The organism is Kocuria tytonis, from assembly GCF_003226895.2.
Classification (GTDB): Bacteria; Actinomycetota; Actinomycetes; order Actinomycetales; family Micrococcaceae; genus Kocuria; species Kocuria tytonis.
Genome location: NZ_PNJG02000005.1, coordinates 22019 through 33862, shown reverse-complemented (window position 1 = coordinate 33862; position 11844 = coordinate 22019). Strand labels below are relative to the sequence as shown.

Annotated in this window: 15 protein-coding genes; 13 read left to right on the top strand and 2 right to left on the bottom strand. The window is 72.2% G+C overall.

Going from position 1 to position 11844, the window contains the following annotated elements; translation table 11 throughout:
* Positions 1-8: 8 nt before the first annotated feature.
* Positions 9-749: a transcriptional repressor LexA gene (gene lexA, locus C1C97_RS11370; RefSeq protein ID WP_110919675.1), complete on the bottom strand. Its 741-nt coding sequence runs from the start codon at positions 747-749 to the stop codon at positions 9-11.
* A gap of 286 nt (positions 750-1035) precedes the next feature.
* Between lexA and C1C97_RS11365 the strand changes: the two genes are divergently transcribed.
* The 7 genes from C1C97_RS11365 to C1C97_RS11340 all read left to right on the top strand — a co-directional run bounded on the left by C1C97_RS11365 (position 1036) and on the right by C1C97_RS11340 (position 6107).
* Positions 1036-1479, top strand: a complete 444-nt coding sequence (locus tag C1C97_RS11365; RefSeq protein WP_110919674.1) for a LysM peptidoglycan-binding domain-containing protein — start codon at positions 1036-1038, stop codon at positions 1477-1479.
* A gap of 63 nt (positions 1480-1542) precedes the next feature.
* The gene (locus tag C1C97_RS11360; protein WP_121031939.1) at positions 1543-2646 is read left to right on the top strand and encodes a histidinol-phosphate transaminase; all 1104 of its coding nucleotides are present in this window, start codon (positions 1543-1545) and stop codon (positions 2644-2646) included.
* A 181-nt stretch (positions 2647-2827) separates the two neighbouring features.
* Positions 2828-3445 carry an imidazoleglycerol-phosphate dehydratase HisB gene (hisB, locus tag C1C97_RS11355; protein ID WP_110919672.1) on the top strand — a complete coding sequence of 206 codons (618 nt, stop codon included), beginning with the start codon at positions 2828-2830 and terminating at the stop codon, positions 3443-3445.
* Positions 3442-4158: an imidazole glycerol phosphate synthase subunit HisH gene (hisH, locus tag C1C97_RS11350; protein WP_110919671.1), complete on the top strand. Its 717-nt coding sequence runs from the start codon at positions 3442-3444 to the stop codon at positions 4156-4158. Before hisB ends, hisH begins: the two co-directional genes overlap by 4 nt.
* On the top strand, positions 4155-4316 hold the full coding sequence (locus C1C97_RS12450) for a hypothetical protein (RefSeq protein WP_199712257.1): 162 nt from the start codon (positions 4155-4157) through the stop codon (positions 4314-4316). The genes hisH and C1C97_RS12450 overlap by 4 nt, the downstream gene beginning before the upstream one ends.
* A gap of 191 nt (positions 4317-4507) precedes the next feature.
* Positions 4508-5257: a bifunctional 1-(5-phosphoribosyl)-5-((5-phosphoribosylamino)methylideneamino)imidazole-4-carboxamide isomerase/phosphoribosylanthranilate isomerase PriA gene (priA, locus tag C1C97_RS11345; protein WP_110919670.1), complete on the top strand. Its 750-nt coding sequence runs from the start codon at positions 4508-4510 to the stop codon at positions 5255-5257.
* Positions 5250-6107, top strand: coding sequence for an SseB family protein (locus tag C1C97_RS11340; protein WP_121031937.1), 858 nt, complete (start codon positions 5250-5252; stop codon positions 6105-6107). Before priA ends, C1C97_RS11340 begins: the two co-directional genes overlap by 8 nt.
* A gap of 86 nt (positions 6108-6193) precedes the next feature.
* Here C1C97_RS11340 and C1C97_RS11335 read toward each other — a convergent pair whose 3' ends face one another.
* Entirely contained in the window at positions 6194-6640 is a 447-nt protein-coding gene (locus C1C97_RS11335; RefSeq protein ID WP_110919668.1) for a DUF1844 domain-containing protein, read from the bottom strand.
* 318 nt (positions 6641-6958) lie between these two features.
* Here C1C97_RS11335 and infC point away from each other — a divergent pair, with 318 nt between their 5' ends.
* The 6 genes from infC to C1C97_RS11305 all read left to right on the top strand — a co-directional run bounded on the left by infC (position 6959) and on the right by C1C97_RS11305 (position 11725).
* On the top strand, positions 6959-7969 hold the full coding sequence (gene infC / locus C1C97_RS11330; RefSeq protein ID WP_121031935.1) for a translation initiation factor IF-3: 1011 nt from the start codon (positions 6959-6961) through the stop codon (positions 7967-7969).
* A 118-nt stretch (positions 7970-8087) separates the two neighbouring features.
* Positions 8088-8285 carry a 50S ribosomal protein L35 gene (gene rpmI / locus C1C97_RS11325; RefSeq protein ID WP_110919687.1) on the top strand — a complete coding sequence of 66 codons (198 nt, stop codon included), beginning with the start codon at positions 8088-8090 and terminating at the stop codon, positions 8283-8285.
* 92 nt (positions 8286-8377) lie between these two features.
* Positions 8378-8764, top strand: a complete 387-nt coding sequence (rplT, locus tag C1C97_RS11320; protein ID WP_110919666.1) for a 50S ribosomal protein L20 — start codon at positions 8378-8380, stop codon at positions 8762-8764.
* 8 nt (positions 8765-8772) lie between these two features.
* Positions 8773-9738: a TrmH family RNA methyltransferase gene (locus tag C1C97_RS11315; protein WP_121031933.1), complete on the top strand. Its 966-nt coding sequence runs from the start codon at positions 8773-8775 to the stop codon at positions 9736-9738.
* Positions 9738-10220 (top strand): (deoxy)nucleoside triphosphate pyrophosphohydrolase, encoded by a 483-nt coding sequence (locus C1C97_RS11310; RefSeq protein WP_110919664.1) that lies wholly within the window; start codon positions 9738-9740, stop codon positions 10218-10220. The genes C1C97_RS11315 and C1C97_RS11310 overlap by 1 nt, the downstream gene beginning before the upstream one ends.
* A gap of 2 nt (positions 10221-10222) precedes the next feature.
* Positions 10223-11725, top strand: coding sequence for a DHA2 family efflux MFS transporter permease subunit (locus C1C97_RS11305; RefSeq protein WP_121031931.1), 1503 nt, complete (start codon positions 10223-10225; stop codon positions 11723-11725).
* Positions 11726-11844: the final 119 nt, after the last annotated feature.

The window sequence follows — 11844 nt, the reverse complement described above, 5'->3', positions numbered from 1 at the left end:
CCGCCCCGTCAGAGGGAGCGGAAGACCGAGACGACCTTGCCCATCACCGTGGCGTGATCGCCCAGGATGGGCTCGTACCGCGTGTTCTGCGGCAGCAACCACGTGTGGCCGTCCCGCTGGCGGAACGTCTTGACCGTGGCCTCGTCGTCGAGCAGTGCCGCCACCACGTCCCCGTTCTCGGCGGAGTTCTGCTGCCGGACCACCACCCAGTCGCCGTCGCAGATGGCGGCGTCGATCATGGAGTCACCGGACACCTTGAGCATGAACAGCTGCCCGTGGCCCACGAACTGGCGCGGCAGGGAGTAGACCTCCTCCACGGACTGCTCCGCGGTGATGGGACCACCCGCGGCGATCCGGCCCACCAGGGGAACGGGCACCATGGCGTCGTCACCGTCCACGGTGGGCAGATCGCCAATGGTGTGCACCGTGCGCGGGGAGGTGCCCTCCGAGGACTCCGACGCGCCCAGGTGGCGATCGAGTTCCTGCGCGGTGAGGGGCCGCAGCACCTCCATGGCCCGCGGCCGGCGGGGGTCCCGCCGGATGTAGCCCCACTTCTCCAGCTGACCGAGCTGGTGGGTCACGCTGGACAGGGAGGCGAGTCCCACGAGGTCACCGATCTCGCGCATGGACGGGGGGTAGCCCCGGTCGGAGATGGAGCGCTGGACCACGCCCAGGATCTTGGCCTGTCGGGACGTGAGTGTTCGAACGCGCGGGCCGGGCGTCTGCGGAGCCGGGGAAGTGGAGCTCACGTGCGGGGTCCTTTCGCCGTGCCGCGCACTGCGTGCCCGAGGAACGGGCTGCGAACCGGGGGTCCGCTTATGCGTGTCGGAGGCATGGGGTCAACTATCACCTGTGTGACCTCGAGCTTAACCCGCCACGGAGCACACGTTCAAATATGTGTTCGAAACGGACCTCGACACCCTTCGTACATCCGTGCTAGAACTGGACCCAGGAATTCGAAGATGTGTTCTACCCCGCGGGGGATTCGAACACCCCACCCGCGGGTGGAACCGCTCAGATCACCAGGAGGTTGCCATGACCGCTCTCATCATGCCGAGGACCGTGCGTCGCGCGGCGTCCTCCGTCGGCCGGGCTGCCACGATCGCGGGGCATCCTGCCACCGCCGAGCACGATGCCGTGGCAGCCACCGCGGCGGAATCGGGGTCCAGCTCCCTGCGCCTCACCCGGCGAGGACGGTTGTTCCTGATCGGGCTGCCCTTCGTGACCGGGGCCGCCGCGCTGCTGGTGGTGGCCGCGGTGTTCCTGCTGCCGGCCACCGTGAAGGCCTCCACGGATCACGTGTCCGAACCCGTGACCCACAGCGTGACGGTGCAGGCGCACCAGACCCTCTGGGACATCGCGGTCGCCGCGGACCCGGCACGCGACACCCGCGAGGTCATGGACGACATCGCAGAGCTCAACGGCCTCTCCTCGTCCGTGCTGTCCGCCGGCCAGGTGCTCGAGGTGCCCTCCCGCTGACAGGGTGCCCTCCCGCTGACGCGGTGCCCTCCTGCTGACGGGTGCTCCCGCTAGACTGGGGCGGTGAATTCTCCCGCCGATCCCCTGGCCGCCCTCCCGCTGCGTGACGACCTCCGCGGCATGTCGCCGTACGGCGCGCCCCAGCTGCAGGTCCGGGTGGCACTGAACACCAACGAGAACACGCACCCGGTGCCGCAGGACGTCGTCGAGGCCATTGCCCGCCGCGTGGGCGAGGCCGCCGGCGCCCTGAACCGGTATCCGGACCGCGACTTCACGGACCTGCGCGAGGCCCTGGCCGGCTACCTCGGCCACGGGCTCACCGCCGAGAACCTCTGGGCGGCCAACGGGTCCAACGAGATCCTGCAGCAGCTCCTCCAGGCGTTCGGCGGTCCCGGGCGTTCCGTCCTCAGCTTCGCCCCCACGTACTCCATGTACCCGTTGCTGGCACTGGGAACCGGCACGAAGTACATCGCGGGTGTGCGGGCGGAGGACTTCTCCCTCACGGCCGAGTCCGCCGCGCGCCAGGTCCGGGAGCACGCCCCGGACGTCGTGTTCCTGTGCTCTCCCAACAACCCCACCGGCACGGCGCTCGGGCTGGACGTGGTCGAGGCCGTCTACGCGGCGGGGGAGTTCCACGACATGGTGGTCGTGGTGGACGAGGCCTACGCCGAGTTCGCCCGGGCGGGAACGCCGTCGGCCCTGACGCTGCTGCCCGGCCGGGCCCGTCTCGTGGTCACGCGCACCATGAGCAAGGCGTTCGCCCTGGCCGGCGCCCGGCTGGGCTACTTCGCCGCGGACCCGCGCCTCGCGGATGCGATGCGACTGGTCCGGCTGCCGTACCACCTCTCGACCGTCACCCAGGCCACGGCACTGGCCGCCCTGGAGCACCACGCGTCCCTGCTCGCCACCGTGGCGGACGTCAAACGGCAGCGGGACCGGATCGTGTCCGAGCTCTCGCGCCTCGGGCTGGATCCTGCCCCCTCCGACTCCAACTTCGTGTTCTTCGCGTGCGGATCGGACGCCCACGCCATGTGGCAGGGGCTCCTGGACGAGGGCGTGCTGGTCCGGGACGTCGGGATTCCCGGCCACCTGCGGGTCACCGCGGGCACCGAGGAGGAGACCACCGCGTTCCTGGACGCGGTCTCGTGCTACCTCGGCCGGTCCTGAGAACCACGGGACGCCGCGCCGCTCGCACGCGCCTGCCGGTGCGCCGCGGGGAGGCCCCGGGTCCCGTGCTGGAATCCCGGGCACCGGCGCCCGCCCACCCACCACGGTCCGCATGCCGCCTAGAATGTAGTCGCCCCCCGAGTCTTCGAGGTGCGAGGTCCACGAGGAGTCACTGCCAGACATGAGCTCGAACGAGAAGCACCGCACCGCCACGGTGGAGCGTGCGACCAGCGAATCCACCGTGCGGGTCAGCCTGGACCTGGACGGCACGGGCGCGTCCACGATCCACACCACGGTCCCGTTCTACGACCACATGCTCACGGCGCTGTCCAAGCACTCCCTGATCGACATGGAGATCACGGCCAGTGGCGACACGGACGTCGACGTGCACCACACGGTCGAGGACACCGCCATCGTGCTGGGTGAGGCCTTGCGCGAGGCGCTCGGCGACAAGCGCGGCATCCGGCGCTTCGGGCAGGCCACCGTGCCGCTGGACGAGGCACTGGCCTCTGCCGTGGTGGACGTCTCCGGGCGGCCGTACACCGTGCACACGGGTGAGCCGGAGGGGCAGCAGTACCACCTGATCGGCGGACACTTCACGGGCTCGATGACCCGCCACGTGCTCGAGTCGCTCGCCCACCACGCGCAGCTGTGCCTGCACGTCGACGTGGTCCGGGGCCGCGATCCGCACCACATCGTCGAGGCCCAGTTCAAGGCGCTGGCGCGCGCACTGCGCGAGGCCGTGGAGCACGACCCCCGGATGGCCGGTGCCATCCCGTCCACCAAGGGCGCGCTGTGAGCGCGGGGACGACCGCGTCGTCGGACGCCCCGAGCGTGGTGGTGCTGGACTACGGCGCCGGCAACGTGCGCTCGGCGGTGCGGGCGCTCGAAGCGGCCGGAGCCCGGGTGCGCCTGAGTGCGGACCCCCGCGACGTGCTGGACGCGGACGGGCTCGTGGTTCCGGGCGTGGGCGCCTTCGAGGCCGTGATGGCGGGACTGCGCTCGGTGGACGCCCCGCGGCTCATCGACCGCAGGCTCAGCGGCGGCCGTCCCGTGCTGGGCATCTGCGTGGGCCTGCAGGTGATGTTCGACCGCGGCGTGGAGCACGGCCGGCAGACCGAGGGTCTCGGGCAGTGGCCGGGCACGGTGGAGCGGCTGGCGGCCCCCGTGATCCCGCACATGGGGTGGAACACGGTGCGCCCGCCGCAGGACTCCGTGCTGTTCCGGGGCCTCGAGACGGAGCGGTTCTACTTCGTGCACTCCTACGGTGTGCAGGACTGGGAGTTCGACCAGAGCATCGAGCGGATGCGCCCGCCGGCGGTGACGTGGTCCGAGCACGGGACCCCGTTCGTGGCCGCCGTGGAGAACGGCGCGCTGAGCGCCACCCAGTTCCATCCGGAGAAGTCCTCGCACGCAGGCATCGCACTGCTGCGCAACTGGCTTTCCACGCTGCCCCGCACCGGTCGCATGGACGACCGGGTGTCCACCCGCGCAACGGAGGCCCCGGCATGACCGCATCGGTGCTCGTGCTCGTCCTGGGCGCGTTCTTCGTGGGCGGCGCCATCTCGTTCGCCCAGCAGCGCAAACCCCTGTGGTCGGTGGTCCTGCTGGCCGCCGTCGCGGCCGCGCTGATCGGCTACGGCGCGTACTCGTGGTTCGTGAGCCTGTGACCGGGCCCGGCGCCCTGCCGGGGTGCGCCGGAGCCCCGGGCGCCGCCGCGGGTCCCGCGGGCTCCGGGGCCGTGCAGGGCACGGGCCCGGCGCCCAGCCGCGACTGAGCGCGGCATCGAACCGACGGTGGGCTCCCGGAGTCCGGGCCGTCACCACAACATGCGCCCCCGGGCGCCCACGTGAGGAGAGACATGAGCGAGACCACCGACCAGCGGCTGGAGCTGCTGCCCGCCGTGGACGTCCAGGGTGGCCAGGCCGTGCGCCTGGTGCAGGGCGAGGCCGGCTCCGAGACCGGGTACGGAGATCCCCTGGACGCGGCCCGCGCGTGGCAGGACGCGGGCGCGGAGTGGCTGCACCTCGTGGACCTGGACGCCGCCTTCGGCCGCGGGGACAACATCGAGGTGTTGCGCCGGGTGGCCCGGAACCTGGACCTGAGGATCGAGATGTCCGGTGGCATCCGCGACGACGAGTCGCTCGAGCGGGTCCTCTCGCTGGATCCCGCACGCATCAACCTCGGCACCGCGGCCCTGGAGAACCCCGAGTGGACCCACCGTGTGATCGCCGAGCACGGTGACCGGATCGCCGTGGGCCTGGACGTCCGCGGCACCACGCTCGCGGCACGCGGCTGGACCGAGGAGGGTGGCGACCTCTGGGAGGTCCTGGACCGCCTCGAGGCGGACGGCTGCGCCCGCTACGTGGTCACGGACGTCACCAAGGACGGCACGCTGCGGGGGCCGAACACGGAGCTGCTCGCGGAGGTGGCGCGACGCACCGACAAGCCCGTGGTCGCCTCGGGCGGCATCTCGTCCCTCGAGGACATCGCGGCGCTGCGCGCGCTCGTACCCGCGGGTGTGGAGGGCGCCATCGTGGGCAAGGCGCTCTACGCCGGCAGGTTCACGCTCGCCGAGGCCCTCGACGTCGCCGGTCGCCCCGGTGCCTGACGACGCCGCCCGCCCCCTCCCGCCGCACATCGCCGCCCAGCTGCGCTCGGCCGGGGGTGCCACGGACACCGGCGGTCAGGCCTGGGAGGGGCGCAACCTGGGCGAAGGCACGAGCCACACCCACCAGTTCCCCGACGATCCCGGTACCGCGGACCCCGCCGTCGCGGCGGCCCTCGGTCGGTGGCGCGCCGGTGAGACCGGGGAGCAGCAGGTGGTGGCCGCACTGGCGGGGATCCGGGTGTTCGTGCCCGTCGTCGCGCAGGTCTCGAAGTCCCACGTCACCGCGGACGGCCTGGTCTCCGACAAGGAGGCGGACATGGCGCTCGTGAGCCTGCGCGCCTCCGACGGCCGCCAGGCGCTGCCCGTGTTCACCTCCACCGAGGCACTGAGCACGTGGAACGGGCAGGCGCGTCCCGTGGCCGCGGACATCCGTCGAGCCGCGCTGTCGGCGGTCCAGGACGGGTCCTCCCTGCTCGTGGTGGATCCCGGCTCGGACCCGGCCTTCGTGGTGCGCCGCCCCGCGCTGTGGGCCGTGGCGCAGGACCGCGCGTGGACGCCGTCGTACCGGGACTTCACGGTGGACGACGCCGTGACGCGCGCGGCGCTGCGCATCCCCGGCATCGTCTCCGCGCTCGCCGGCCCCGGCCGTGGCGTCGACTCGCTCCGGGGGGACGGGACCCGGCTCCACGGCGGGGGAGAGGGGCCGGAGCTCACGGTCTCCCTGCAGCTGGACCGGGCGCTCACCGAGGCGCAGGTGCACACCACAGTGGAGAGGTTCCAGAAGGCGCTGGGCGCGCAGGAGGTCGTGGCGCAGAGCGTGGACTCGGTGCAGCTGCGCCTGACCACCTGAGGCGTCGAACCCGCACAGCTCCCCCCCGCACGGAAGCGGCCCCCGACCACGATGGCCGGGGGCCGCTCGTCGGGCAGGGGTGGCGGTCAGCCGTAGACCGGTCCGGTGAACTTCTCACCGGGGCCGGCACCCGGGGCGTCGGGGAAGGGTGAGGCCTCGCGGAAGGCCAGCTGCAGCGACTTGAGACCGTCGCGCAGGGGCCCGGCGTGCTGGGAGCCGATCTCGGGGGCGGCGGCCGTGACGAAGCCGGCCAGGGCGATGATGAGCTTGCGGGCCTCGTCCAGGTCCTTCAAATCCTCGGCGTTCTCCTCGGCGGCCAGCCCGCACTTCACGGCCGCGGCACTCATGAGGTGCACCGCTGCCGTGGTGATGACCTCCACGGCAGGCACCTCGGCGATGTCCCGCATCTGCGCGGTGACGCCGTCCAGGGCGTCGTCGGGGGACTCCCCGGCCGCGGCATGGGGGGTGTCTGCACGTCCCTCGGACGTGGTGGCGGCGAATTCGAAGCGCTCTGGGCGCGGCTGCTCGGACATGCTCCCACTGTAGAACAGCGGGTGCGGGCGCCGGTGCCGGCCCGTGCACTGGCAGGACGGGGCCGTCATGCGCTACCATGGGAAACAGTGTGCAAGCGGAGGAGACTCCCACCCGTCACCGCCCGTTCCGCCAGCAGCTTCTGCGGGACACCCAGGTGCTCGGGTCAGAGACCGAACGGTCGCGCCGCGGTTCGTCCGCGGCCCCGAGTCATCGGTCCCAGTGTGGTTCCCACCTCCGCTCGCGCGTGCCGCAGCGGAGGTTTTTTGTTGCGGTCATGGACCCGGCAGCGGGAAAACCCACGAACCTAGGAGCTTGGCATTAGCGATCCACGTATCAATGACAGAATCCGTGTCCCGGAAGTCCGTCTCGTCGGACCTGGCGGCGAGCAGGTCGGCATCGTGCGCGTTCAGGACGCGCTGCGGCTGGCCCGTGAATCGGATCTCGATCTGGTCGAGGTCGCACCGAACGCCAAGCCGCCCGTGGCCAAGCTCATGGACTTCGGCAAGTACAAGTACGAGGCCGCGGTCAAGGCCCGTGAGTCCCGCAAGAACCAGGCCAACACGGTGCTCAAGGAAGTGCGTTTCCGTCTCAAGATCGACACGCACGACTACGAGACCAAGGTGGGCCACGCCAAGCGCTTCCTCTCGGCCGGCGACAAGGTCAAGGCCATGATCCAGTTCCGCGGCCGTGAGCAGCAGCGCCCCGAGATGGGCGTGCGGCTGCTGCAGCGGCTCGCGGCCGACGTCGGCGAGGTCGGCGCGGTGGAGACCAACCCCCGCGTGGACGGACGCAACATGGTCATGGTCATCGGCCCGCTCAAGAACAAGGCCGAGGCCCGCGCCGAGGCGCGCAAGCAGCAGCAGCGCGAGAAGTCGCAGGCCGAGAACCAGCGCAAGCAGCGCGTGGACACCTCGTCCGCCGAGTCCGTGACCCAGTCCATCGGGGACGCGTTCCCGGCGGAACTGCGCCAGGCGGCGTCGGCGCCCCCCGAGCCGGAGGCTCCCGCCGAAAGCACGCCGCTGACGGCCGAGGACGAGGTCACGGCCACGGTGGCCCCGGCCAGCGAGCCCGCGGAGACCACGGTCGAGGAGACCGCTCCCGCCGCGCAGGAACCGGCCGTGGCCGAGGGCACCGATGAGGCCGCGGTGGAGTCGTCGGACACCAAGGCGGCTGCCGCGGAACCCGCGGTGACCGAGACCGCCCCGAAGCCCGCGGCGGCCAAGCCGGCAGGCGCACCCGCGAAGCCGAGCGCCGCCGCGAAGCCCGCTGCGCCCAAGCCGGGTGCTCCCAGGCCCGGGGCCGGCAAGCCCGGCCCGGCCAAGAAGTAGCGGCACCAGGAATTGACAGCGTCGGGCGTGCGATCGCCCGGCACCAGCGTGGTCGCGGCCCCGAGCCGCGACCCACCGGTGTGCCCCACACCGGTCGATGGAGAAGGAGACGGCCACCATGCCGAAGATGAAGACCCACAGCGGAGCCAAGAAGCGCTTCAAGCTCACCGGCTCGGGCAAGGTCAAGCGCCAGCAGGCCAACCGCCGCCACTACCTGGAGCACAAGTCCTCCCGCCTGACCCGCCGTCTCGCGAGCGACCAGATCGTCGCCACCCCGGGCGAGGCCAAGGCCATCAAGCGGATGCTGGGCAAGTAGACCCGCTCGCAGACCAGTCAGAAGTTCGCCGCGTGAGCGGCGGGTAGTCATGTTCCGGTGAGCACCGGGACCGAATCGTTAGGAGTACACACGTGGCACGTGTGAAGCGGGCAGTCAACGCCCACAAGAAGCGTCGGGAAGTCCTGGAGAAGGCATCGGGTTACCGCGGTCAGCGTTCGCGCCTGTACCGCAAGGCCAAGGAGCAGATGCTCCACTCGTACACCTACTCCTACAACGACCGCCGCAAGAAGAAGGGCGATTTCCGTCGCCTGTGGATCCAGCGCATCAACGCCGCGTCCCGCGCCAACGGCCTGACCTACAACCGCTTCATCCAGGGCCTGAAGGCCGCTGAGGTCGAGGTGGACCGTCGCATGCTGGCCGAGCTGGCCGTGAGCGACGAGACCGCGTTCGCGGCCCTGGTCCAGGTGGCCAAGGACGCCCTGCCGGAGGACACCTCCGCGCCCCGCGCCGCGGCCTGAGCGCTGCCGTGACGTTCGTCGAGCGCCTGGAAGACCGGTTGCTGTCCAACCCCCGAGCCGATCGGGTCAGGGACGTGGCCGCGTTGACCGGGCGCTCGATGCGTTCCAAGCGCGGTCTGTTCCGTGCCGAGGGGCCGCAGAACGTCCGGGAGGCGGTGCGCCTGGCCGTGGCCGGGTCGTCGGTTCGTGACGCGTCCCTCCCCGCGGTGGACGCCGTGTACGTCACCCGAGAGGAGCTCGAGCGCCACCCGGACATCGCGGCGGATCTCGAGACCCTCGAATCCCACCGGGGTGTCTTCCTGCGCATGGTCACCCCGGAGGTGCTCGGGGCCATGACGGACGCGGTGACGCCGCAGGGCATGCTGGCCGTGTGCCGCCTGCCGGAGGTCACCGCCGAGGCCGCGCTCTTGGACGCCCGCCTGGTGTGCGTCCTGGCCCGGGTCCAGGATCCCGGCAACGCGGGCACCGTAGTGCGCGCCGCGGACGCCGCCGGCGCCGCCGCCGTGGTGTTCACCCGGGGCAGCGTGGATCCCTTCAACCCCAAGGCCGTGCGCTCGAGCGCCGGCTCCCTGTTCCACCTTCCCGTGCTCACGGGCGTGGACCTCCCCTCCTTCGCCGCGGCCGCGCGGGAGGGCTCCCTGCAGCTGCTCGCCGCGGACGGCTACGCGGACACCACCGTGGACGCCCTCGCCGACGCCGCCGTGCTGCGCGGTCTCGGTGCCGACGACGCCGCGTCGCCCGGGCGCGAGCGCGCGCTGCTCGAAGCACCCACCGCGTGGCTGTTCGGCAACGAGGCGCAGGGTCTCACCCCCGAGGAGCGGAAGCTGGCCGATCTGCCCGTGGCCGTTCCGCTGTACGGGCGCGCCGAGTCGTTGAACGTGGGAATCGCGGCCGCCGTGTGCCTGTACGCCTCGGCCCGGGCGCAGCGGCGGGGCCCGGGCGGCGTCGTCAGCACAGTGCAGGGCGGGGCCTGATGCCCGGCGGGACCCGCACCCGCGTGGTGGGCGCGGCGATCCTGGACTCCGCCTCGGCGCCCACGCGCGTGCTGGCCGCCCAGCGCGCCTACCCGGAGTCTTTGCGGGGACTGTGGGAGTTCCCCGGTGGCAAGCAGGAGCCGGGGGAGACGCCCCGCGACGCACTGGTGCGCGAGTGCCGCGAGGAGCTCGGGGTGGACCTCGCCCTCCTCGACGAGGTGGAGGCCGCGGACCCGGAGGGCTGGCCCCTGTCCGGAACCGCCGTGATGCGCGTCTTCACCGCGGTGCTGTCGTCGGGCTCCCAGGGCGAGCCGTCGACGGATCCCGGACCGGCCCTCGAGGCGCGCGTGCGTGCGGGCGACGACCACCTCGCCGCGCGGTGGCTCCCGCTGGCGGATCCCGGGGCCGTTCTGGCGCTACCGTGGATACCAGCGGACCTCCCCATCGTGGCCGCGCTGCTGGAGCTGCTGCGAACGGAGTGAGCATGACCGAGTCCACCGCCCCCGAGGCCCGGACCGAGACGGATCCGCGGGCGTGGCGCGCGCTGTGGGCCATGGTGCTCGGCTTCTTCATGATCCTCGTGGACGCGACGATCGTGTCCACCGCCATCCCGGCGATCACCGCGGGTCTGCACACGGACATCTCCGGAGTGCTGTGGGTGACCAGCGGCTACCTGCTCGCGTACGCCGTGCCGCTGCTGATCACGGGCCGGCTGGGGGACCGCTTCGGCCCCCGCACGGTGTACCTGTGGGGCCTGGTGGTCTTCACGGCCGCGTCCCTGTGGTGCGGTTTCGCCCAGGACGTCACCGGGCTGGTGACCGCCCGCGTGGTCCAGGGCCTGGGTGCCGCGCTGATGTCCCCGCAGACCATGACGGTGATCACCCGGATGTTCCCCGCCCGCACCCGCGGCTCGGCACTGGGGATCTGGGGTGCCACGGCCGGGGTGGCCACCCTCGTGGGCCCGCTGCTCGGCGGGATCCTGGTGGACCTCGCGGGGTGGCGGTGGATCTTCTGGGTCAACGTGCCCGTGGGGGTCTTCGCGCTGTGGCGGGCGGCACGCCACCTGCCCAGGCTCCCGGTGCGCAGCCACTCCCTGGACGTGCTGGGGGTGGTGCTCTCCGGTGTGGGCCTGTTCCTCGTGGTGTTCGGGATCCAGGAGGGCCAGGCGTTCCACTGGTCCACCGTGGCGGGACCCGTCACCATTCCCGTGGTCATCGGTGCCGGCGCCGTGGTCTTCGTCGGCTTCCTTGTGTGGCAGGCGTTCACCCCCGCGGAGCCGCTGGTGCCGCTGGGTCTGCTGCGGCAGCGCAACTTCACCCTCGCGAACACCGCCATGGCCGCGGTGAGTCTCACCGTGAACTCCATGATCATCCCGGCCATGCTCTACCTGCAGGTGGTCCGGGGACTGGATCCGACCGTCGCGGCGCTGAGCTACGCCCCCATGTCCTTGCTCTCGGCCGTCCTGGCGCCGGTGGTGGGCAGGGCCCTGACCCGCGTCACACCGCGCTGCCTCGCCCTGCCGGGCATGATCGTTATGGCCGCGGGGCTGGCCGGCTACGCCTTGAGCATGCGCCCCGGTGCGTCCGTGGGGCTGCTCGCCGCGCTGACGCTGGTGATCGGGCTGGGCAGCGCACTGATCTGGTCCCCGGTGTCCCTGACCGCCACCTCGGACCTCGCCCCGGACGTGGTGGGCGCCGGCTCGGGGGTCTTCAACGCCACGCGCCAGGTGGCCGCCGCGGTGGGCAGCGCCATGATGGCCGTGCTCATGCAGGCGCGGCTGGCCGCCACCCTCCCCCCGGGGGCCGACGCCGCCGGGGCCGCCTCGGGCGGTTCCGCCCAGCCCCTGCCCGAGCAGCTGCAGGCGGGGTTCGCGCTGGCGATGACGCAGTCGCTCATGCTCCCCGTGGCGGTGCTGGTCCTGGGGGCCGTGGCCACCGCGTTCTTCCGCGCTCCCCGGTGGTCCCGCGGCGACACCGCCGGGGCCTGAACACCGGGCGCGGCGGGCGCATCCACTAGACTGACCGTTGCCCGTTCGCCTCCGGCGGCGGGCTCTGCACGGGGACCGCGGTGGTGCGACCACCAGGACCCGTGACATCCCGTCCGCGA